We start from the raw sequence: 21,995 nt of genomic DNA, 5'->3' as shown, positions 1-21,995 counted from the left end.
ATCCCTAAAAATTACTGTCCCAAATAGATTTTCATGATTTGCTCACCCCAAATGAATGCAATCCAACCGGCAATCGCAATATAAGGGCCAAATGCAAAAGGCTGATTTTTTTTGCGTATTTTGAGCAGAATAATGCCAATCACAGCGCCGACAAAGGAAGAGAGCAATACAATCAGGGGCAGCAGAAATGGCCCCATCCAGGCACCTAAGGCAGCCAGAAGTTTAAAATCGCCATAGCCCATACCTTCTTTGCCGGTAATGATCTTAAACAGATAATAGACAATCCACAAACACAGGAAGCCAATAATATAGCCCCAGATGGCAGAAGTTGGACTGGTATAGAGACTATAGCTATTTACTGCTAAACCCAGCGCTGCCAGAGGTAAAGTATAACGGTCAGGTAAAAGCTGGGTGTCAGAGTCGATAAAAGTCAGCGCAATCAGTACCCAAGTGAGAACTAGACCAAACAGCATCTGTAGGGTAGGGCCGAATACTGCCACAATGATCAGGGAACAGAGTGCAGTTAACAATTCAATGAGTGGATAGCGAATGCTGATCGGATTTTTGCAAGAACCGCATTTGCCCTGTAAAACCAGCCAGCTGATGACAGGAATATTCTGATACCAGCGAATGGGAGTCTGGCATTTCGGACAGGTTGAAACAGGCTTGCTGAGGGTGATTTTTGTTTCGTCAATAATGGCCTGTTCAGGATGCAGCAATATTTGACAATCCTGCCGCCACTCTTGCTCCATCATTTTCGGCGTTCGATAAATCACGACATTGAGAAAACTGCCGATACACAGACTAAAAAGCCCAACTGCAATATATAAAGCAGTTGGGTTAATCATAAAATAAGAAATGAAATCTTGCATTAAACCACAGAACCCATTTGGAAAATTGGAAGATACATGGCAATTACCAGACCACCGACTAATACACCCAGTATGGCCATAATCAAGGGTTCCATCATCGAGGTTAAGCCATCCACAGCATTGTCGACTTCATTTTCGAAATGCGTTGCGACTTTATCCAGCATGGCATCCAGCGCACCAGATTCTTCACCAATCGCGACCATCTGTACCGCCATAGAGGGAAATTTGTTGGTAACCCGCATGGCAAATTGTAATTGTTGTCCGGTGGCCACGTCATCACGAATTTTCATTACGGCAGTTTCATAAACCACATTATTGGTTGCACCTGCAGTGGATTCCAAGGCATCAATCAAGGGAACACCGGCAGCAAAGGTAGTGGCTAGAGTACGACTGTAACGCGCAATAATGGCTTTATAAACCAGGTCACCGAAAATAGGGGCTTTGAGTGCTGCTTTATCGAGAAAATCCCGAAATTTTTTACTCCGCTTTTTAGCTTCCAGAAAGCCTGCAATAATGGCACCAATCGCAATAATCAGAATAAACCAGTATTTCTGCATCCATTCAGACATATTCACCACCATTTTGGTAAAAGCTGGCAGGTCAGCACCAAAAGAACTGAACAGATCTTGGAATACCGGAACCACTTTAACCATCAAGATGATGGTCACAATCACAGCAACCACAATAACGGTTGCTGGATATTTCATGGCTTTTTTAATTTTTTGTTTTAAGAGTTCGCTTTTCTCTTTATAAATCGCGACACGGTCCAGCATAGTTTCCAGGGCACCGGACTGTTCACCAGATTCAACCAGTGAGCAGAATAAGTTGTCAAAATATTGTGGATACTTTTTAAGTGCACCTGCAAAGGTATTCCCGCCTTCCACTTCACCTTTAATACCCAGTACCACCTCACGCATCGCTGGATTTTCCAGACCTTCTGCGACAATTTCAAAGCTTTGTACAAGTGGTACACCGGCTTTCATCATGGTGGCCAGCTGGCGGGTAAAAATCGTGATATCCAGGGTGGTGACTTTCTTTTTCATTAACCCTTCGAGAATATTTTTACGTTTTTCCCGAATATGTTTAATGGTAATGCCTTGCTTGCGTAAGGTCACTTTGGCAAGTGCCATATTACGTGCAGGTAATTCCCCTTTAAGTTTTTCCCCTTTGCGATCAATGCCTTCATAACTGAAGACGGGCATCATCTGTGCTTTTTTGACAGCCATGCGTTTATCCTTATTTTAAATTTCATTTATTCACTGGTTACACGATTGACTTCCTGAAGGGAAGTCACCCCCTGCATAACCTTAATTAATCCTGAACGGCGTAAATTATTAAACCCCGATCTTTCAGATGCTGCTGCAATTTCCAGTGCATTGCCATCTTCCATAATAATTTTCGAAATTTCAGGGGTTACTTTCATGACTTCATAAATACCGACACGACCTTTATAACCTTCACGACACTCGGAACAGCCTACAGGTTGATATACCTGAAATTCTGGATGTTTAAGATCTTCTTCGGTAAAACCCATTTCTAATAAGCTGGGCTCTGGAATATCTGCAGGCACTTTACATTGAGAGCATAAACGACGGGCTAAACGTTGTGCAATCACCAGGTTGACCGAGGTGGCAATGTTAAAGGATGGAACGCCCATGTTACGCAAACGCGTCAAGGTTTCGGGTGCACTGTTGGTATGCAGTGTAGACATCACCATATGACCGGTTTGTGCTGCTTTTACGGCAATTTCAGCGGTTTCCAGGTCTCGAATCTCACCGACCATGACAATATCAGGATCCTGACGTAAAAATGATTTAAGCGCAGCAGAGAAGGTTAAACCGACTTTAGCGTTGACATTGACCTGATTAATCCCTTCCAGGTTGATTTCTACCGGGTCTTCGGCCGTTGAAATATTGGTATCTTCACGGTTCAGAATATTCAAGCCCGTATAGAGCGATACGGTTTTACCGGAACCGGTTGGACCTGTAATCAGCAGCATGCCTTGAGGTTTTTCCAGCGCTTGCATAAACAGTTCTTTTTGCTCGGGTTCATAGCCTAATGCATCAATGCCCAGCATGGCACTGGATGGATCCAGAATACGCAGGACCAGTTTTTCTCCAAACAGGGTAGGCAATGAGTTGACACGGAAGTCGATGGCCTTGGTTTTCGAAAGCTTCAGTTTAATCCGTCCATCCTGAGGCAAGCGCTTTTCAGAAATGTCCATTTGCGACATGACTTTTAAACGCGAGGCCAGGCGTGTGGACAGCTGCAACGGCGGATTGGCAATCTGGCGGAGCACACCATCAATACGATAACGGACCCGATATGACTTTTCATACGGCTCGAAATGTAAATCCGAAGCCCCCATACGAATGGCATCAATTAACAGTTTATTAATATATTTAACGATGGGAGCTTCATCCCCTTGGGGACCATCATCTTCATCAGCTGGTTTGTTCAGGTCTTCTTGTTCTAGATCTAGATCGATATCTTCATCAGAAAATTCAAAACTGTCCGCCTGGGTAAAGTTCTGTTCAATGAGTTTGTGTAATTTCTGGTGTTCTACAATAATCGCTTCAATATTCATTTTACTGCTGAAGCGAATCGCATCCATGGCATCTATATTGGTGGGATTGCTGGTTGCGACGTAGAGTAAATTCCCGCGTTTAAAAATGGGCAAAACGCAATGTTTGCTAATGAGTTTTTCATCCAGCCCTTCCCGGATAATTTGAGCAGAGTCATAGGCGCTCAAATCAAAAAGAGGTTCTCCAAATTCTTGAGAGATTTTTTCTGCAATATCCAGAGAGGAAATTTTCAACTGATCAATTAAAAAAGGGACAATATCTTGATTGGCTTTTTTCGCATTCAATATTGCACTCTGCATATTTTCAGCAGAAACTAAGCCATCTTCGACTAAACGCCGAATAAAACCCGTAAATCTTGGTGATCCTTGTAATGCTGCCATGCTTTAATATGCCTGCTTAATCAATCTGTTTATAATTGGTATCATTGAATTATACTTTTGTTATATAAAAATACCATATCTTAAAATGTTGTCATCTACTTAATATCAGATAAAACTTTGAACCAGTCGTAATTACAGGGAGAAGTTTTTCCGGAGAGTAAAAGAAGATCGATTGCAAAAATAAGAAGAGTATAAAAAAGCCATATGAAAATTTTCTAAAAAATGCTGAATTCCGTGTAGAATATGCGCGGTTTAATGAATTGTTTTTAATAGGTTACTGTATGTCGGGTTCGGCTATTACTCCTTGGGTTGTCGGCAATTGGAAAATGAACCCAATGCAGGCAGATGCAAAAGCGTTGCTGCAAGATTTTAAAAAATTATTGCAGAACAATGAAATTAAAGAACAAGATTGTTATTTAGGTATTGCACCGACCATGCTGGCCTTGGGTAGTGTTCAGTCAGAATTGGCAAGTTCAGTACGTCCTGTTTATCCCGTTGCGCAGGATGTTTCCCGTATTGCCGGTACAGGAGCATATACCGGTGAAGTGAGTGCCGAACTGCTGAAAGACCAGCAAATTGATTTTGTACTGATTGGTCATTCAGAACGTCGGGAATTTTTTGCTGAAACTGCCTCAATCCTGAATGAAAAAGTTAAAAATGCCTTAAATGCAGGATTAACCATTATTTATTGCGTAGGTGAAAGTCTGGAACAGCGTGAAAATGGTCAGGCAGAGCAGGTGGTATTGCAACAAATCTGTGATATTGCCACAGTTGTTCAGGCTGAGCAGTGGAAAAATATAGTGGTGGCTTATGAACCCATTTGGGCGATTGGTACGGGTAAAACCGCTTCACCTGAAGACGCACAGGCCATGCATGCCAAAATTCGTGCAGGTTTAACCCAAATTACCCCTTTGGGTGCCAGCATGGCAATTTTATATGGTGGTAGTGTTAAGCCGGAAAATGCAGTAGAGTTGGCTGCCTGTCCAGATATTAATGGTGCGCTGGTTGGTGGTGCATCTTTAAATGCAGAGTCTTTCTATAAAATTGCTCAGGCTTTTGCAAATACAAAATAATTAGGAGTTCAGCATGCATGCATTTGTGCTGGTAGTACATATTATCTTAGCCATTTTAATGATTGTATTGATTCTGGTACAACATGGTAAGGGTGCCGATGCAGGTGCATCCTTTGGTGGTGGTGGCGCAGCAACCGTTTTTGGTGCTTCGGGTTCGGCTAATTTTTTAACCCGTTTAACCGCAATTTTAACCGCTTTATTTTTTGTCACGAGCCTAAGTTTAGCGGTGTTTGCCAAAAAGCAAACCACTGATGCCTATAGCTTAAAATCGGTACAAACAACAACCACAACTCCGGTAAATTCGAGTGAAACTTCACCAGTTGCACCAAAAACTGGCGAATAAATTTATTTAGTTCTTTCTTTTTGGGTGTGATCCGACTAGAATGCGTCACAGCTGCGGTGGTGGTGGAATTGGTAGACACGCTACCTTGAGGTGGTAGTGCTTTCGGGCGTGGGGGTTCAAGTCCCCCCTTCCGCACCAACTTATAATCCAGAACATAAGTTAGTGTAAGCAGCAAATCTGTTGATGCGGGATGGAGCAGTCTGGTAGCTCGTCGGGCTCATAACCCGAAGGTCGTTGGTTCAAATCCAGCTCCCGCTACCAATCAATCTTATTTTAGATGCAAACTGAAATAGGCACCTTGTTTATTTAAGGTGAGATAAAATTTTTGTAATGTTGTTGCGGGATGGAGCAGTCTGGTAGCTCGTCGGGCTCATAACCCGAAGGTCGTTGGTTCAAATCCAGCTCCCGCTACCAAGTTTTTAGAATGTGTAGAAATGCTGTTTATTAAACAGTTGATTGCTCCTCGGGCTCAACTCTTTATAAACCGGCGAAGGCTGTTGGTTTAATCCGGCTCCTGCTACCGTTTTTGATTAAGGTGCAACTTAATCAAGCAATCACTGAACAGTTTTGATTGAAAATGATCAGCAGATTGTATATAATTTTTGCACGTTGATGCGGGATGGAGCAGTCTGGTAGCTCGTCGGGCTCATAACCCGAAGGTCGTTGGTTCAAATCCAGCTCCCGCTACCAAGTTTCTAAAAGGCTCACAAAAAGTGGGCCTTTTTGCACAGTGGACTTTGGTTTTTCTGTGTAAATAGGGGCGATTACGCCCTTTTTTATTGGCTATCGTGTAGTGTCCGACATTTATTGGTCAAATCGTCATGTTTCACTACTAATATAGTTGAGTTAGTCTGAACCGGTCACCGCGACCATTAAATCGCAGCATAATGACGAGAGTAAATGAAGCTATCAAATAAAACTCAAGCACTCCAAGACTTAATCGCTCCTGCAGTGCAAGCATGCAATGTCGATCTTTGGGGAATTGAATTTCTTCCTCAAGGTAAACGTTCTTTATTGCGTATCTATATCGATAAAGCAGATGAAAATAACGAGCAACCTGTCCTGAATGAAGATGGCGAGCTTGAGCAGGGTCGAGGTATCGGCGTACAAGACTGTGTCCGCGTAACACAGCAAGTGGGTGCCATGCTTGATGTACATGATCCAATTTCTGGTGAGTATTCACTTGAAGTTTCTTCTCCGGGTTGGGACCGTCCATTTTTCCAGCTTGAACAGATGGCGGGTTATATCGGACAAACCGTTGCGCTGCGTCTGATCAGTGCTGTAGATAACCGTCGTAAATTTCAAGCCAAACTGATTGCCGTTGATCTTGAAAATGAACTCATTCAAGTGGAAGTTGAAAAGCAACAGGTCCTTGAGATTGACAGTCATAATATCGACAAAGCAAATTTGATTTACCAAGATTAATTTATCCAAATAAATAAGAATCTGAACGAATAGGTGACTTATGGCACGTGAAATTCTTACCGTAGTAGAAACGGTTAGTAACGAAAAGGGTGTACCTCGTGAAGCGATCTTTGAAGCGCTAGAACAAGCGCTTGTTGCTGCGACTAAAAAGAAATTTTATGAAGGCACAAACTCGGAAGAAGCACGTTTACGTGTGGAAATCGATCGTAAAACTGGTGATTACCGTACTTTCCGTCAATGGGAAGTGGTGGCGGATGAAGATCACGAAATGCCGGCATGTCAGGATGCGATTTCGGATGTGGATCCTGCCAAATGGTCGATTGGTGACATTCGTGAACTCGAAGTGGAATCGATCGATTTCGGTCGGATTGCTGCGCAAATTGCCAAACAGGTGATTGTGCAAAAAATTCGTGAAGCTGAACGTGCTCTGGTTGCTGATGCCTATGAATCTAAAGTCGGTGAACTCATCTACGGTGAAGTGAAAAAGCAAACTAAAGATGGCTTTATTATTGACTTGGGTGACAATGCTGAAGCTTATCTTGCCCGTGAAGAGATGATTCCTAAAGAGATTCTTCGTCCGAAGCAACGTGTAAACGCGATTTTGTATAGCGTGAACCGTGAAGGTCGTGGTGCACAACTGTTATTGTCACGTTCACGTCCTGAAATGCTGATTGCATTGATGAAGAAAGAAATTCCTGAAATTTCTGAAGAAATCATCGAAATTAAAGCAGCTGCACGCCAGCCGGGCGTTCGTGCTAAAATTGCTGTGAAAACCAACGATCACCGTATTGATCCTGTAGGCGCTTGTATTGGTATGCGTGGTACACGTATCCAGGCTGTACAGTCAGAACTCAATGGTGAACGTATTGATGTGGTGGTGTGGTCGGACGATCCGGCACAGTACATCGCTAGTGCGCTAGAGCCTGCAGATGTATCCAGTATTGTGATTGATGAAGATGTTCACAGTGCAGATATCATTTTTGCGGCGAGCGACCAGTTGGCACGTGCCATTGGTTCGCAAGGTCAGAATGTCCGTTTAGCCTCTGAATTGACTGGCTACAAACTGGATATGATGCTCGAAGAGGAATTCTACGCACGTCAACAAAATGAAGCTCAACAATATCTCGACATGTTTGTCACCCGTCTGGATATTGAAGAAGACTTGGCAATGGCTTTGGTTGAGATGGGCTTTACTTCGCTTGAAGAAATTGCCTATGTACCAGCTGAAACATTTGATGAAATTGAACTGGATGCAGAAACTGTTGAATTATTGCAAAGCCGTGCGAAAGAAATTACATTGGCAGACGCATTAAAACAACAAGAAAACATTCAAGAGCCAAGTGCAGAACTTGTTGCAATGCAAGGGATGACGCAGGAAATTGCATATGCCCTTGCGGCTCGCGGTGTGGTGACTGTAGATGATTTAGCTGACCAAGCTACTGACGATATCGCAGATATTGAAGGTTTAGGTGCGGAAAAAGCGGGTCAGCTTATTATGAAAGCGCGCGAATCATGGTTTAACTAGGAGGAAATATATGACGGACAAGTCGATTAAAGAGTTGGCTCTCAGCGTGGATCGCCCCGTTGAGAAGCTCCTAGAGCAGGTTCGTGACGCAGGTTTACCGCAACGTAAAGCTGAAGATATTATTTCCACTGAACAACAAAATACCCTCGTTAACCATTTGAAGAAAGTTCATGGTCAAGACGATGGGAATGCAGGAAAAATCACGTTGAAACGTAAAACAACCAGTACTGCTAAAGTGGCAAGTACATCAGGTAAGGCGAAGACAATTAATGTAGAAGTTCGCAAGAAGCATACATTTGTTAAGCCAGATCCGGAACAGATTAAAGCTGAAGCTTTAGCGAAGGCGCAAGCTGAACAAAATTCGCGTGAAGCTGAGCAAAAACCAGCAGCAAAAGTTGAAGAAACTAAGCAACAGCCTGAATCTAAAGCAAAACAGGCTTTAGAAGCAATGCGTGCAGCAGCGAAGCAAGAAACTGCGAAGCAAGAAGCACCGAAAGCAGCGGTTGTGGTAAAACGCAAGTCAAACAACAAGCCGATTGTAAAACAGCCGGTTAAAGTGACTGAAACACCAGAACAGAAGAAAGCACGTGAAGCACAAGCTGCCCAGTTAAAAGCAGTTGAAGAAGCGGCACGTCGTAAATCGGCTGAAGAAGCACAACAACGTACGCTTGAACAAATGCGTCAAATGGCTTCCAAGTACTCTTCTGAAGATACCACAGCAACAATTCGCGTGATTGATGATTCTCCACTGGCTGCCGGTCTTGTCGGTCAGGCTTATGAAGACTCTTTTGCTAAAGAAGACCGTGAAATTAAACGTGGTGGCAACACCACCAATGCGCGTGCACCGAAAAAGGGTGGTCGTCGTGGTGAAGAGCAGTCTTTCCGTGATAACTCGCATAAACGCGGTTTAAAATCGAGTCAGGCGAACAAGCATGGCTTTGAAAAGCCAGTTAAAAAACAAATTTATGATGTTGAAATTGGTTCAACCATTATCGTAGCTGACCTGGCTGCGAAAATGGCGGTGAAGGTGCGTGAAGTGATCAAGGCACTCATGAAAATGGGTGAGTTGGTTACTCAGAACCAGGCGATTGATCAAGAGATTGCAGCGCTTGTTGTTGAAGAAATGGGTCATAATCCGGTATTGGTTTCTGATACCCAAGCTGAAGACAATTTGCTTGAAGCGGCTGAAGAAGCGCGTGGTGCTCAAACCACTCGTGCTCCTGTCGTAACTATCATGGGTCACGTTGACCATGGTAAAACATCGCTGCTTGACCGTATCCGTCGTACCAAAGTGGCTGCAGGCGAAGCGGGTGGTATTACCCAGCATATCGGTGCATATCACGTTAAAACGGATAAGGGCATTATTACTTTCCTGGATACCCCGGGACACGCAGCGTTCACTTCAATGCGTTCACGTGGTGCCAAAGCGACAGATATCGTGGTACTGGTTGTTGCAGCTGACGATGGTGTAATGCCACAGACTGCAGAAGCCATTGACCATGCACGTGCTGCCGGGACTCCAATCATTGTTGCAATCAACAAGATGGATAAAGAGTCTGCCGATCCGGACCGTGTATTGAACGAATTGACCACCAAAGAAATCGTACCTGAACAATGGGGCGGTGATGTACCGGTTGCCATGGTTTCAGCACACTCAGGTCAAGGTATTGATGAACTTCTAGACCTGATCTCAATTCAAGCAGAATTGCTAGAGTTGAAAGCATCTGAAGAAGGTGCTGCGCAAGGTGTGGTCATTGAAGCTCGCGTGGACAAAGGTCGTGGTGCGGTTGCCTCTATCCTGGTTCAAAACGGTACATTGAAAGTGGGTGATCTTGTTCTTGCAGGCGCATCTTACGGTCGTGTTCGTGCGATGGTGGATGAAAATGGTCAACGTATCAAATCTGCGGGTCCATCGATTCCTGTAGAAATTCTGGGTCTTCCAGAAGCACCAATGGCAGGTGACGAAGTTCTTGTAGTGAATGACGAGAAAAAAGCACGTGAAGTTGCCGATGCGCGTATGGATCGTGAACGTCAAAAACGTCTTGAACGTCAAAGTGCAATGCGTCTAGAGAACATCATGGCATCAATGGGCAAAAAAGATGTGCCTATTGTCAACGTGGTACTCAAAACTGACGTACGCGGTACTTTGGAAGCATTGCACGTGGCACTTGCTGAATTGGCAACCGATGAAGTGAAAGTACGTATTATTGGTTCAGGCGTAGGTGCAATTACCGAGTCTGACGTAACGCTGGCTGAATCTTCTGAAGCGGTACTGCTTGGCTTTAACGTGCGTGCGGACAATACTGCGCGTCAAAAAGCCGATGAAGACGGTATCGACATTCGTTACTACAGCATCATCTATCAATTGATTGATGACGTGAAAGCAGCAATGAGCGGTAAACTTGCTCCTGAACACCGTGAGACAATTCTGGGTGTTGCTGAAGTACGTGAAGTGTTCCACTCAAGCAAATTCGGTGCAGCTGCAGGCTGTATGGTGCTTGAAGGTGTGTTGCACCGTAATAAGCCAATCCGCGTTCTTCGTGATGATGTGGTGGTGTTCCAGGGTGAGCTTGAATCTCTTCGTCGCTATAAAGATGTGGTGGAAGAAGTTCGTGCCGGTATGGAATGTGGTCTTGCAGTGAAAGGCTATAAAGACATCAAAGCACAAGACAAGATCGAAGTGTATGATGTTCAATTGATTAAACGGAGTCTTTAATGGCGGGTAGTCAACGTCTGAAGCGTATGGGAGATTCAGTTCAGCGCGAGTTGTCTGAACTGATTCGCCAAGAGCTGAAAGATCCACGCTTGGGTGGTCTGGTGACCATCTCTGCGGTGAAAGTTAGCCCAGATTTAGGATATGCCGAAGTTTATGTGACCGTGATGGGGCGTGAGCTGGGCGATGAGCAGAGTGAAGCGGCAAACAAAGATACCTTGGAAGTCTTAAACAAGGCATCCGGGTTCTTGCGCCACGAACTGAGTCGTCGTATCAAGACACGTATAACGCCTCGCTTGCGTTTCCATTACGACAAAACCAACGCATATGGCAACTATATGTTTGGTCTGATTGCAGAAGCAGTGAAGGATTTGCCTCCAGCTGATGATGCAAAAAAAGATGATGAATAATCGCTAAAAAGAAAAGCCACCTTCGGGTGGCTTTTTTTATGGGCTGAAATTTTGATTGGAATAAGCTGGATTTCAGCATATTACCGTAGACTTCATTGAAAATAGCCCAACCACTAAAAATAAGAAAGACTCTAGTTTTCGTTTAGCCGAGATCATCATGGGAGTTGTTGTGAGGGTCTTTAGACGGAGGGCGACGACGACTTCGTTGCCAGGGCAAGGGGCGTTCAAGTGCTTCAGGTACCTCGCCACTGGTTGAGCGTAAACGTAAATGCAGTGCTGCCTGTGCCATGAGGTTTGCCGATACGGGCGCAGTAATGAACGCCAGCAAGGTCAATAACAGTTCGGCAAAACCGAAGCGTCCCTGAAAGGCTGAAAAGATCATGGCAGCAATCAGGAAGCTCCCCAGCCCCAAGGTACTGGACTTGGTCGGAGCATGCAGGCGCATAAATAAATCGGGCAGACGAACCATACCAATGCCGCCCACCAGCATGAAGAATGAGCCAATCAACAAAAATATCGAGACCAGGATTTCCATGAGAAGTTGCATTGCTGTTGCTCCTAATCGACCACATGGCCAGTGGTAAAGTAGCGTGCCAAGGCTGCGGTGGAAACAAATCCAAGCATGGCAACCAGTAACGCGCCTTCAAACAAGGAGGTGCTGGTCCAGTAGATGCCCAGAATGACCACCAGACAGGTCGCATTCAGGAACAGGGTATCGAGGGCTAAAAGCCGGTCCACGATGGAAGGGCCGATCACCATGCGGATCAGGCAAAGAAACATGGAAATGGTGATTGCGACCATACACAGACCCAGTGCATAAGGCAAAATACTCATGAATCTTCTCCTAATTCCACATCAAAAATTTCGATCAGCGCTTTTTCATAGCGGTTTTTAATTTCGATAATATCGATTTCGGCATTATCGGTACTCAGGGCATGAACCAGAATATCGCCACGATCATGATCGATCCCGGCAGTCACGGTACCCGGCGTAGTGGTAATGATCAGGGCCAGCAATACATTGACCTGTTCATGCTGGGTTTCCAAAGGCACGCGAAACCATTTCGGATGCAGTTTATGGGTGGGACCAAGCACCTGTTTGGCCACTTTAATATTACAAACAATAATGTCCCATAACACTACAAAGAATAATTTTATGGCCAGAATCCAGTGAATATTGGGTGTGTTGCCAATAAACGGTTTGACTAGACGTGGAATGGTAATGCCCAGCAATAAGGCCATCAGCAAGGTTGCCGGATCAAGACTATGTGCCAGCATGATCCAGCTTAAGGCCACAATCACGGACACGAAGGGATGCGGCAGCCAGCGGTCCAAAAACGATGTTTTTTGCATGCTTAAGGCTCCATAGGCTTGAGTTTGGCATCATCCGGATCAGCAGCTTGCTGATCTTGCTGCTGCCTGATCTGGCGTTGCTTATATTGTGAAATGTGCTCACCTTCTAAAGTTTCTTTAGAGATGATGTAAGGAATCAGATGCGCATTCGGATCGACGGTTTCACCACCATATTTGGTTTCAGGTAAATTTTCAGGATTGAAGGGCTGTACGCTAATCACCTGATTCAAGTCATCCCGGTGCAAAATCGCGTCTTCATACACAGCATTATTTTGGATCTGTTCCGCCGTCTTGAACATGTACTGCTGAATTGGATTTGCGCAAACCATATACAGCACCAGGCCTGACAACAGCAGATAAATGGTTTGGTCATTGCGTGTTGGTGCATGATTGGGTATGGCTTGATACGCTTTGAAGGCTTCGGTTTCCGGTTGGCTTTCAGGTTTGCTGGCACGCCAGAACAGAATGAACCCCACCCGGGTAAAGGCGAGAATGCTGAGTAAACTCACCAGCAGCACCACCGCAATAATCACACCCTGATAAGGGGAATGTGAAGTGGCCTGCAAGATAAAAACCTTGCCTAAAAAGCCACTAAAAGGCGGTAAGCCCGCCATCATCAAGGCAATGAAAAAGAAGGTGAGTGACACCGCTTTGTGCTGTTTCATTTGCGGGGCGATGTTGAAATGGTCTTTGAATGTACCGCGTTGCGAGGTAATCCAGCCGCAGAGCAGATAAAATGCGGCGCCAATAATAGTGCTATGTACCAGATAGTACAGTCCTGCAGCCCAGGCCAAGGTATTGAATAATGAAATGGCAATCAGCAGGGTGCCAATGGAAGATAAAATCATAAAACCGACAAAACGGCGTAAACGCTCGGCACCAATGGCACCAATTACCCCATACACCGAGGTGATCAAACCGATCGGAAGCAGCCAGTTTGCCAGAATGCCCTGACTTAAGCGGTCATCAAAAATCGTGCCATTGACGCGAAGAATGGCATAGATCCCCACTTTGGTCATAATGGTGAAAATGGCAGCCACCGGAGTGGTGGCAACAGCATAGGTTTTCGGTAGCCAAAAGCCGACCGGCAACATGGCTGCCTTGATGCCAAAGACCACAAATAACAACAGGCCGCCTGCAACGGCCAGGATATGCTGGTCCGGTTCTAACAGCGGAATTAAACGTGCGACATCGGCCATGTTTAAACTGCCGACACTGCCGTAGATCATGCCCAGACCAATCAGAAACAGCGCAGAGGCCAGCAGGTTGATGGTGACATAGTGAATGCCGAGCTGGAAACGGGCCTTGCCTTGTCCGTGTAGCAGCAGGACATAAGAGGCCATCAACAGGATTTCAAAGAATACGAATAAATTAAATAAATCGCCTGTCAGGAAGGCACCGCACAAGCCCATGAGCAAAAAATGGAACATGGCATGGAAATAACGCCCTTGGGTATCCCATGCGTGACTGGCAAACCATAAGATGGGTGTTGCCAGGGCATAGGTCAGCACCAGCATCAGTGCGGAAAGCTGATCCAGAACCAGCACAATACCGAACGGTGCCGCCCATTCACTGAGGTTATAGGTCGTGACTTGCCCGCTGCTGGCCAAAATTAAATAAAGTACGGCAGTGCCTAAACCCAGGACTGAAGAAACATAACTGATGCCACGACGCCAAGGCTGCCGCCAGTCGTGCGCTAATGAACCTTTGCCGGGATTGCCCAAAAGCACCAGTAAGAAACCGGTAAATGCCGGAATTAAAATGCTGAATATTGGGGTGTGTTCAGTCCAGAACTGGATGATGGCATTCATTAAGGCTCATCCTCGCGCGGGTCAATCGGGTTGATTTCTTCTTTTGAGTCGACATGGTCGGTACCGCTTTCATAACGGCTGCGCAAAGCCAGCTGGACAATAAAGGCCGTGGTGGCAAAGCCAATCACAATGGCCGTCAAGACCAGAGCCTGAGGTAGAGGATCGGTCACTTTGCTGGTTTCCGTGAGGACAGCGGGTGCATTGACCTGAATTCGTCCCGTGGCAAACAGGAATAAATTGACTGCATAGCCAATCATGGCCAGCCCTAAAACCACAGGGAAAGTACGTGCACGCAAGATCAGGTAAATTCCCGTGGCAACCAGTAGACCAATGGCAGAGGCAAGTAAAAATTCTAGACTAATCATTTTATTCCCCCTTCAATACTGGACCGGACATGCTGGAGTGGCGCGAGTCACCCAGAACTGAAATCATCAACATGGTGGCACCCACGACTGTGACATAGACACCGACATCAAATAATGCTGCAGAGGCCAAATGGATATCACCCAACAGGGGCGGAGCGATATGCACATGGGCACTGGTCAGGAATGGACGTCCCCAGAACCAGGCAGCGAGTCCGGTCAGCCCCGCAATGCTTAGACCTGAACCAATCCAGATTTCATATAAACGGCCTGATTTGGCTCTCAGCATCTGTTCAGCCTGATCCTGCCCTAAGGCAATGTACTGGATCACCAGGGCCAAAGCGGTAATGAGGCCGGCAATGAAACCACCGCCGGGCAGGTTATGGCCACGCAGGAAGATATACAGGCTCACCACCAGTGCCAGAGGCAATACCCAGGATGCGGTAATCCGGAACATCAGCGGAGATGGATTAAAGCGGTAGGTCAGTCCCTGGGTGATGGTGGTGCCGTGTGCACGCATGCCATCCATCAGACACAGTGCGCCAATCGCAGCAATACCCAAGACGGTAATTTCCCCAAAGGTATCGAAACCCCGGAAGTCGACCAGAATCACGTTGACCACATTGGAACCGCCACCGAGCGGAAGCGACTGCTGCATGAAAAACCATGAAATCGAGTTGTGGTCACGGGTCAGCATCAGCCAGCTAATCCAGCCGATGCCCAGACCACCGCCAATGGCAATCAGGGCATCGCGCCAGCGCCGTGAAACACTGGATTCATAAGGGGTAAGCTGTGGCAGCAGGGAAAGGCTCATCAGCAGCAATACTGTCGTGACCACATCGACCGTAATTTGGGTGAGGGCCAGATCGGGTGCCGATAAGGTCACAAACACCAGAGTCACGACAAGTCCGACCGCACCGCTAATCAGCACGGCCTTAATCCGTTCATGGTGAAACCACAGCATCATCCAGCAGGCTGAGAACAACAGCAGCCACAACACAATGGCAATTGCTGGCGCATGGACAAGTTCACGTGTGCCACTGGTCAGGTCTTGATTGATAAAGGGCATAGTCAGCAAAGCACCACTAAACACTACAATCCACATCAGATAGCTTTGCAGTGAACCATTTTCAGTTTGCCGTTTGAACTTGCGTGAACTCAGTAACAGATGTTTTAAAAATAAATCAAACAGCACTCTGCCCTGGAATTTGCCCAAGATAGGATCAAGATCAATTTCCCGGATGCGACCGCCTTTGGCCAAAGAAAAATAGAAAATTACCCCACCCAAGAGTGCAACAATACTCATCAGCAAAGGCAGGTTAAAACCATGCCAGATGGCCAAATGGCTACCGGCAAAGTCAGGCATTTGAGTGCTGGCACGTGCAGTTGCATTGACAATATTTTCCACCAGCAGCGCCGGCAATAGGCCAACCAAAATACATAAAACTGCCAGCAGTATTGCAGGTACGCGCATGCCCAGCGGCGGTTCATGGGCTTGTCGGTTGGGTACCTCTAAGCCAATCGGACCATCGAAAAATACCCCATGCACCAAACGTACCGAATAAGCTACGGCAAAAATTCCGGCCAGCGTTGCCATAATGGCGGAAACAATGAGCACCGGACCAGAGAGGTTGGCCAAAAGTTCGGTAAAGAACATTTCCTTGGACAGGAAGCCATTGGTCAGGGGCACGCCGGCCATAGAGGCGGCGGTGATCATGGTCAGGGTGGCTGTAAAGGGCAGGAGTTGCCAGATGCCGCTGAGTTTACGCAAATCGCGGGTTCCGGTTTCATGGTCGATGATCCCGGCCAGCATGAACAGGGCGGCTTTAAAGGTCGCATGGTTAATAATATGGAAAATGGCTGCTGCAACGGCCAGGGGTGATCCGATCCCCAGTAAGCACACAATCAGGCCCAAATGACTGATGGTGGAATACGCCAGCAAGCCTTTTAAGTCTTCCTTGAAAATGGCAAAGAAGGCAGCCATACACAGGGTGAACAAGCCCACGAAAGTGACGATATTGTGATACAGCGCTGCACCGACAAAAATTGGCGTAAAACGTGCCAGCAGGAAAATACCGGCTTTGACCATGGTGGCAGAGTGCAAATAGGCCGAAACCGGCGTTGGTGCAGCCATGGCATTCGGCAGCCAGAAATGAAACGGAAACTGTGCACTTTTAGTGAAGGCACCCAGTAAAATCAGCAGCAAGCTTGGGACAAAGAGCGAGTGACTTTGAATTTGATCCTTCATCGTCAAAATCTGGTCAATCTGATAGGTTCCGGTGATTTGACCGAGCAGAATGAAGCCACCCAGTATGGCCAGACCGCCCATACCGGTAATGGTCAGAGCCATACGCGAACCGCGCTGCGCAGCCTCGTAATTGCTCCAGTAACCGACCAGCAGGAAAGAGGAAATACTGGTGAGTTCCCAAAAAATAAGCAATAAAATTAAATTGTTAGAAAGAGAGATGCCGAGCATGGAGGCCATGAACAGCATCAGCAGAAGATAGAGTTTGCTTAGGGAGTTTCTAGGATTTAAATAATAATAGGCATAAATATAAATCAGCGTTCCGATCCCGCTAATCAGCAAGCAAAATAACAGGCCCAAGGCATCCAGACGAAAGCTTAAATCGATGCCTAACTGGGGTAACCAGGCCCAGGTTTGTGTGACTGTTCCGCCATTAAACACCTCTTTAGCTTGCAGCAGTAACAGGGTCAGACTACTCAGGCTGACCCCTACAGCCGCTAAAGCCGTTACCCCGCGTGAAAATTTCAGCCACGAGACAAGGGTTGTGCCTAGTACTAACGGTAACAAGATAATAATCGGTAGCACACTCATATCCAAAGTCGTGAGTTAGGCTATAAACACCTAAGCGTGAATCTTATCTTTCAAGGATCACAGGACTGCAAAGAACAATCCAAACTTCTCAATCTTGAAAGCCGGTTTGAGTTAAAAAATGAAAAACAAGCTGTGTTGCGCAACCTGTAAAAAAAGTCATAGTAGAATCGGATTTTACTATTAAACTTTAAATATACATGATCTTATTGCATGAGTAAAACAACATCGATTATTTTTGCGCACACACCCGGGTTGGTTGACATTTCATAAATACTTCCCTGACTTATTATACGCCCCTCTATGCTTGAGGGGCGTAGCGTGTTTAGCCAGATGCAATGCTGAAACTGAATTTTTTAAACATACCGGGTATTTTTAACACCTTTCAATCTTTTGTGTCAGGAAATAGGATGAGAGGAAGAGGAGGTGTCATCCGGTTGTTGGATTAAGTGCAATAATTCTGCTTGTTGTTCTGGCGTTAAATGCTGCTGGATCTGCTCTAGCAGGCTTTGCGGGGTAATACTTTCTGATGCAGGCTCATTTAAGGCATCGGCTTCAATCACTTCCTCATTAAACACCAGATTTTCATAAATTGAATCAAATTCTTCCTTGAGCGGTTGCAATTGCATATCAAACAGCTGCTTATGTTCCAGTTTTAAACACTGATATTCGGCTGCATGTTCCAGTAATTCCATGCGGTTGCCGGTGGCAACAATTTGCAGGCGCGGAAACGCCTGATGCAGGCGCTGTAAAATCACTTGCGAAGTATTTTGATCGAGCTGGTGATCAATCGCGTCAATCAGCAAAATGCCATCGCCTTCCAGACAGGGATATAAACTTTTGGGATTGAGCAGGCACAAACGCCGTACAATATCGCCCACCAGGGCGATCCAGTTTTTAACACTATTGGAAAGTTGCTGATAAAGCATGCTTTTTCCCGCATAACTCACCATCAGCTGCAATTTGGGCTGATACTGCACATAAATATCTTCAAAATTGGGAAGAACGGTGCTGAGAGCCTGTTTTAAGGCATCCAGACTTGGCGCATTCATTTGCTTCTGGGCATTGACCAAGTGCTGTAAAAAATCTTTGTCTTTATTTTTCTGGATGGACGAATTGGTAATGAGCTGCTGAAACAGCTGCGCAATCTGGGCATTTTCAATATCGCTGATTTCACGAAACCACTCAAAGAAACGGCTAAAGGTGGTATAGGGAATGGTGGAAATTTCATAGGCATGTGAAGTCTGAAACACCACCGGATTATTTTTGCTCTGAATATTCATTTCATGGACAAAGCGTTCTGCCGGGTAATAGGCAATCAGGGGCAAGCCTTGCTGTTGATCGTGCTTCAGCGCGTTATGATAGAGCTCCACCAGATTGTCTAATTGCTGGGTTTCGGCCTTGCTGGTACCAATGCCATGACTGTTTAAAGTTTTATAAATTTGCCAGTCACAGGTTGTCAGGGTCTTGTCGCCAGCTTCGCTAGCGGCATTTAAAGTCCCGATATCGGGAGGAATGTGAATCCGAATATCAATTTTGGATTGCAGGCGGGTGAACATGATGTCCTGATCCAGCATCACCACACCGGCAGCACGCAGGTCTTTATAGCGGGCTGCAAACCAGGTCAGTGCCTGATAGGTAAATTTTAAAATACCGGTTTTGCCGGAGCTTTGATCGCCCAGAATCAGGGTGATGGGCTTGTCATTAAATTTCAGCTTGAGATCGGCAAAATGAAGCGCGTGTTTGAGTTGAATAGAGTCAATTTTCATAAAACACCTGCCTTGCAGCTAAAGCTAAAATTATTCTCCCACCGCTTTACGCAGCGATACCGGCATTTGCTTTTTCAGCTGTTGTACCAGATCGTAAATGTGGTGAATATTTAAACTTACTTTAGCACGTGTGCAGGCCACGTAAAGCAATCTTAACTCTTCGTCACTAATTTTATGGTCTCTTTCATTCACCTTGAACTGATAGTCATCTTCGATATGCACGCGGTCCCATTCCAGGCCTTTGGCTTTGTGGGCGGTCGAGATAATGTAGTCGGCCTGTTCAATCGGGGTGATTTTGGCCAAGGCTCTTTTGAGTGGATCGGTACCGTGATCATCCACCAGTTTCACTAAGGGTTTAATGTCACTGCCGTCATTGGTTTCACAGTATTCATGCACGTCGTGCCAGGAATTAAACCAGGCCAGTTCCGGCACGTCGGTCACGCGGCGGCCCTGTTTCAGCATGCTCGCGGCATCGACAAAACGGTTTAATTTGACATGATCGGCCTGCAAGCTGACCTTGTCGCCATGCACCAGTCCGGACAGCAGCAGTTCCATGGCACGGGCATTGGTACGGCACAAAATTGCATCGCGCTGTTTGGTATGCGGTTTATTCACCACTTTAGAATTCAGTTGCGGATTGCCAAGCAAGGGCACGGTTTCATTTAACGCACCCAAAATGGCATTGGCATTTAAGGCAATTTCTTCACCAAAACGGAACGAGGTGGTCAGGCGCGATTCCGGCAGCGGCAGCTGTTGCATGGCATTGACCGCACCACGCCAGGCATAAATCTGTTGATGGGCATCGCCGACATAAATCACCTGGGTATTTCTTTGACGCAGCAAAATTCCGAGCATCAAAGGATCGGCATCTTGTGCTTCATCAAACAGTACATAGTCTGCTGGAATATTTGGTTCAGACAGCGCCCAGAGTTTCAGATAAATATCATGCCCAATACCGGCCTGATGATTGGGATCAATCGACTCCAGCCAGCGCCGTTCAATGGCGGGATAAAGATGCTTCTGGAGTTCTTCAATATCGTCCGGATGCAGCCAGCTCGGTGCCTGTAGATGTCGCGGTGCCGGATACTGCGAACTGGTCGAGCAGAAATAGCTGACGGCATTGGCCACCAGACTGGCAAGACGCGACGGCATCATGACATATTTTTCATAACGGCCGCCCATCATCCGGCGCAGGGTAATCGGTTGCAGCCGATATTCCTTGGCGATAAAACTCGGACTCAAACGCGGTAAGCGAAGTTTGTCGGTGACACCGCGTGGCACACTGCGAAAAGCCAGCGAGTGAAAGGTTCGGCAGTCGACATTGCGATGAAACTTGCTTTGTGCTTCTGCTGCAATGGCCTTGTTAAACGCCAGATACATGCCACGGCGCTCGGGCATGGCATCGCTGATCATTTGCAGGGTGGTGGTTTTACCTGTGCCAGCATAGGCAATCACCTTGAAGGAATTGCCCAGACGCGCATTATCTATGGCAAGTGCTTGCTCATAGGTAGGATTGGGCTTTTTAGCTACTGACACGGTAAAAAGACTGAATTAATGCTGACGATTGGCTTTTTCCACCAAGCCAGACAGGCCTTGGCGACGGGCCAGCTCGTTTAATACCAGTTGTGGGTCAAGGTCGAAATAACCCAGCATCACAATGGTGTGGAACCATAAATCGGCAACTTCATAAATCAGGTCGTTTTTATTGTCTGCATTGGCTTCAGACTTAAAGTCTTTGGCTGCGATGATGGTTTCAACGCTTTCTTCACCAATTTTTTCCAGAATTTTATTCAAGCCTTTGTGATACAGCTTGGCGACATAAGATGAATCCGGGTCGGCTTTCTTGCGCTCTGCCATCATCTGACCTAAATAATCTAAAACTTCCACTTGTTCAGATTGGGCAGTCGAGGCATTCATGGCCAGGGTATGCGGGTTGGTTGATTTTTCAGCATAAATCTGGCTTGGGTCTTTTAATTGTGCATCGACAATTTCCCAGCCATTCGCAGTCAATTTGCGATAGAAACACGATTCACGACCGGTGTGGCAGGCAATACCGCCATGCTGTTCAATCTGCAAAATAATCACGTCGGCATCACAGTCCAGACGGATTTCATGCACAGTCTGGAAATGACCGGATTCTTCACCTTTGTGCCATAACTTGTTGCGTGAACGGGAGAAATATACCGCCTGATTTTTCTCGGCAGTGAGCGCCAAAGCCTCACGGTTCATCCAGGCCACCATTAGCACACGGCCGCTTTGATGATGCTGGGCAATGGCAGGGATCAGACCTTGTTCGTTAAATTTTACTTCATCGAGCCATTGCGCGTTGTTCATGAGAATTTCACCAAAAATATGTTCAAAATGGAAAACAGCGAATAAAAAATCGCAGCTGTATAGTGTACGTGATTAGCGGCTGTTTGAGAAAAAAATATACGCATGAACCTTTTGATTTCTGACTGAAAAGGTTCATGTGCTTTATTCACCAAGAGTTTTATAATATGCCAACCCTAGGAAAATCAGCTGCTTCATTCATCAAGCACCA

Annotated in this window: 18 protein-coding genes and 4 tRNA genes; 10 read left to right on the top strand and 12 right to left on the bottom strand. The window is 46.1% G+C overall.

Features of this window, described 5'->3' with window-relative positions:
• Positions 1 to 11 precede the first annotated feature (11 nt).
• The 3 genes from E0H88_RS16190 to pilB are packed head-to-tail and all read right to left on the bottom strand — an operon-like array spanning position 12 to position 3,837.
• A complete protein-coding gene (locus E0H88_RS16190) occupies positions 12 to 872 on the bottom strand; it encodes a prepilin peptidase (RefSeq protein WP_131272960.1) in 861 nt (286 codons plus the stop codon).
• A complete protein-coding gene (locus tag E0H88_RS02265; protein ID WP_092819177.1) occupies positions 872 to 2,098 on the bottom strand; it encodes a type II secretion system F family protein in 1,227 nt (408 codons plus the stop codon). Before E0H88_RS02265 ends, E0H88_RS16190 begins: the two co-directional genes overlap by 1 nt.
• A 26-nt stretch (positions 2,099 to 2,124) precedes the next feature.
• Complete coding sequence (pilB, locus tag E0H88_RS02260; RefSeq protein WP_131272959.1) at positions 2,125 to 3,837, bottom strand: type IV-A pilus assembly ATPase PilB; 1,713 nt, start codon at positions 3,835 to 3,837, stop codon at positions 2,125 to 2,127.
• A 281-nt stretch (positions 3,838 to 4,118) separates the two neighbouring features.
• Here pilB and tpiA point away from each other — a divergent pair, with 281 nt between their 5' ends.
• The 10 genes from tpiA (at position 4,119) to E0H88_RS02210 (ending at position 11,326) form a co-directional block, all read left to right on the top strand.
• Complete coding sequence (gene tpiA / locus E0H88_RS02255) at positions 4,119 to 4,910, top strand: triose-phosphate isomerase (RefSeq protein WP_092819175.1); 792 nt, start codon at positions 4,119 to 4,121, stop codon at positions 4,908 to 4,910.
• 13 nt (positions 4,911 to 4,923) lie between these two features.
• Positions 4,924 to 5,253, top strand: coding sequence for a preprotein translocase subunit SecG (gene secG / locus E0H88_RS02250; protein WP_131272958.1), 330 nt, complete (start codon positions 4,924 to 4,926; stop codon positions 5,251 to 5,253).
• Positions 5,254 to 5,306: 53 nt separating this feature from the next.
• Positions 5,307 to 5,391: transfer RNA gene (locus E0H88_RS02245), tRNA-Leu, on the top strand.
• A 46-nt stretch (positions 5,392 to 5,437) separates the two neighbouring features.
• A tRNA-Met gene (locus E0H88_RS02240) sits at positions 5,438 to 5,514 on the top strand.
• A gap of 76 nt (positions 5,515 to 5,590) precedes the next feature.
• Positions 5,591 to 5,667: transfer RNA gene (locus tag E0H88_RS02235), tRNA-Met, on the top strand.
• 199 nt (positions 5,668 to 5,866) lie between these two features.
• Positions 5,867 to 5,943: transfer RNA gene (locus E0H88_RS02230), tRNA-Met, on the top strand.
• Between the two features lie 210 nt (positions 5,944 to 6,153).
• Positions 6,154 to 6,678 (top strand): ribosome maturation factor RimP, encoded by a 525-nt coding sequence (gene rimP / locus E0H88_RS02225; RefSeq protein WP_092819173.1) that lies wholly within the window; start codon positions 6,154 to 6,156, stop codon positions 6,676 to 6,678.
• A 40-nt stretch (positions 6,679 to 6,718) separates the two neighbouring features.
• Positions 6,719 to 8,203, top strand: a complete 1,485-nt coding sequence (gene nusA / locus E0H88_RS02220; protein WP_092819172.1) for a transcription termination factor NusA — start codon at positions 6,719 to 6,721, stop codon at positions 8,201 to 8,203.
• A 10-nt stretch (positions 8,204 to 8,213) separates the two neighbouring features.
• Complete coding sequence (infB, locus tag E0H88_RS02215) at positions 8,214 to 10,919, top strand: translation initiation factor IF-2 (RefSeq protein WP_131272957.1); 2,706 nt, start codon at positions 8,214 to 8,216, stop codon at positions 10,917 to 10,919.
• Complete coding sequence (locus tag E0H88_RS02210) at positions 10,919 to 11,326, top strand: ribosome-binding factor A (RefSeq protein ID WP_092819170.1); 408 nt, start codon at positions 10,919 to 10,921, stop codon at positions 11,324 to 11,326. The genes infB and E0H88_RS02210 overlap by 1 nt, the downstream gene beginning before the upstream one ends.
• Before the next feature lie 142 nt (positions 11,327 to 11,468).
• Here the strand turns inward: E0H88_RS02210 and E0H88_RS02205 are convergent, their stop codons facing one another.
• The 9 genes from E0H88_RS02205 to hisIE all read right to left on the bottom strand — a co-directional run bounded on the left by E0H88_RS02205 (position 11,469) and on the right by hisIE (position 21,787).
• Positions 11,469 to 11,873 (bottom strand): Na+/H+ antiporter subunit G, encoded by a 405-nt coding sequence (locus E0H88_RS02205; protein ID WP_092819169.1) that lies wholly within the window; start codon positions 11,871 to 11,873, stop codon positions 11,469 to 11,471.
• 11 nt (positions 11,874 to 11,884) lie between these two features.
• The gene (locus E0H88_RS02200) at positions 11,885 to 12,160 is read right to left on the bottom strand and encodes a monovalent cation/H+ antiporter subunit F (RefSeq protein WP_131272956.1); all 276 of its coding nucleotides are present in this window, start codon (positions 12,158 to 12,160) and stop codon (positions 11,885 to 11,887) included.
• On the bottom strand, positions 12,157 to 12,678 hold the full coding sequence (locus tag E0H88_RS02195; RefSeq protein WP_092819167.1) for a Na+/H+ antiporter subunit E: 522 nt from the start codon (positions 12,676 to 12,678) through the stop codon (positions 12,157 to 12,159). The genes E0H88_RS02200 and E0H88_RS02195 overlap by 4 nt, the downstream gene beginning before the upstream one ends.
• A 2-nt stretch (positions 12,679 to 12,680) precedes the next feature.
• Entirely contained in the window at positions 12,681 to 14,489 is a 1,809-nt protein-coding gene (locus E0H88_RS02190) for a monovalent cation/H+ antiporter subunit D (protein ID WP_131272955.1), read from the bottom strand.
• Complete coding sequence (locus tag E0H88_RS02185; protein WP_092819165.1) at positions 14,489 to 14,854, bottom strand: Na+/H+ antiporter subunit C; 366 nt, start codon at positions 14,852 to 14,854, stop codon at positions 14,489 to 14,491. Before E0H88_RS02185 ends, E0H88_RS02190 begins: the two co-directional genes overlap by 1 nt.
• A gap of 1 nt (position 14,855) precedes the next feature.
• Positions 14,856 to 17,693, bottom strand: a complete 2,838-nt coding sequence (locus E0H88_RS02180; RefSeq protein WP_131272954.1) for a monovalent cation/H+ antiporter subunit A — start codon at positions 17,691 to 17,693, stop codon at positions 14,856 to 14,858.
• 389 nt (positions 17,694 to 18,082) lie between these two features.
• Positions 18,083 to 19,453, bottom strand: coding sequence for an ATP-binding protein (locus E0H88_RS02175; RefSeq protein ID WP_131272953.1), 1,371 nt, complete (start codon positions 19,451 to 19,453; stop codon positions 18,083 to 18,085).
• Positions 19,454 to 19,483: 30 nt separating this feature from the next.
• Positions 19,484 to 20,989, bottom strand: coding sequence for a UvrD-helicase domain-containing protein (locus tag E0H88_RS02170; RefSeq protein ID WP_131272952.1), 1,506 nt, complete (start codon positions 20,987 to 20,989; stop codon positions 19,484 to 19,486).
• A gap of 15 nt (positions 20,990 to 21,004) precedes the next feature.
• Positions 21,005 to 21,787 carry a bifunctional phosphoribosyl-AMP cyclohydrolase/phosphoribosyl-ATP diphosphatase HisIE gene (gene hisIE, locus E0H88_RS02165; RefSeq protein ID WP_131272951.1) on the bottom strand — a complete coding sequence of 261 codons (783 nt, stop codon included), beginning with the start codon at positions 21,785 to 21,787 and terminating at the stop codon, positions 21,005 to 21,007.
• Between the last annotated feature and the right edge of the window lie 208 nt (positions 21,788 to 21,995).

Source organism: Acinetobacter sp. ANC 4216 (assembly GCF_004331195.1).
In the GTDB taxonomy this organism is placed as follows: Bacteria; Pseudomonadota; Gammaproteobacteria; order Pseudomonadales; family Moraxellaceae; genus Acinetobacter; species Acinetobacter kookii.
The sequence above is the reverse complement of the archived record's forward strand: the minus strand, read 5'-3'. Positions and strand labels throughout refer to the sequence as shown.

What these genes read in the sequence shown, in the direction of transcription:
- E0H88_RS02200 (WP_131272956.1), bottom strand. Translation starts at nt 12,160, where the DNA reads ATGAGTATTTTGCCTTATGCACTGGGTCTGTGTATGGTCGCAATCACC.
- infB (WP_131272957.1), top strand. Translation starts at nt 8,214, where the DNA reads ATGACGGACAAGTCGATTAAAGAGTTGGCTCTCAGCGTGGATCGCCCC.
- E0H88_RS02185 (WP_092819165.1), bottom strand. Translation starts at nt 14,854, where the DNA reads ATGATTAGTCTAGAATTTTTACTTGCCTCTGCCATTGGTCTACTGGTT.
- pilB (WP_131272959.1), bottom strand. Translation starts at nt 3,837, where the DNA reads ATGGCAGCATTACAAGGATCACCAAGATTTACGGGTTTTATTCGGCGT.
- rimP (WP_092819173.1), top strand. Translation starts at nt 6,154, where the DNA reads ATGAAGCTATCAAATAAAACTCAAGCACTCCAAGACTTAATCGCTCCT.
- hisIE (WP_131272951.1), bottom strand. Translation starts at nt 21,787, where the DNA reads ATGAACAACGCGCAATGGCTCGATGAAGTAAAATTTAACGAACAAGGT.
- secG (WP_131272958.1), top strand. Translation starts at nt 4,924, where the DNA reads ATGCATGCATTTGTGCTGGTAGTACATATTATCTTAGCCATTTTAATG.
- E0H88_RS02265 (WP_092819177.1), bottom strand. Translation starts at nt 2,098, where the DNA reads ATGGCTGTCAAAAAAGCACAGATGATGCCCGTCTTCAGTTATGAAGGC.
- E0H88_RS02190 (WP_131272955.1), bottom strand. Translation starts at nt 14,489, where the DNA reads ATGAATGCCATCATCCAGTTCTGGACTGAACACACCCCAATATTCAGC.
- E0H88_RS02195 (WP_092819167.1), bottom strand. Translation starts at nt 12,678, where the DNA reads ATGCAAAAAACATCGTTTTTGGACCGCTGGCTGCCGCATCCCTTCGTG.
- tpiA (WP_092819175.1), top strand. Translation starts at nt 4,119, where the DNA reads ATGTCGGGTTCGGCTATTACTCCTTGGGTTGTCGGCAATTGGAAAATG.
- E0H88_RS02175 (WP_131272953.1), bottom strand. Translation starts at nt 19,453, where the DNA reads ATGAAAATTGACTCTATTCAACTCAAACACGCGCTTCATTTTGCCGAT.
- nusA (WP_092819172.1), top strand. Translation starts at nt 6,719, where the DNA reads ATGGCACGTGAAATTCTTACCGTAGTAGAAACGGTTAGTAACGAAAAG.
- E0H88_RS16190 (WP_131272960.1), bottom strand. Translation starts at nt 872, where the DNA reads ATGCAAGATTTCATTTCTTATTTTATGATTAACCCAACTGCTTTATAT.
- E0H88_RS02210 (WP_092819170.1), top strand. Translation starts at nt 10,919, where the DNA reads ATGGCGGGTAGTCAACGTCTGAAGCGTATGGGAGATTCAGTTCAGCGC.
- E0H88_RS02205 (WP_092819169.1), bottom strand. Translation starts at nt 11,873, where the DNA reads ATGCAACTTCTCATGGAAATCCTGGTCTCGATATTTTTGTTGATTGGC.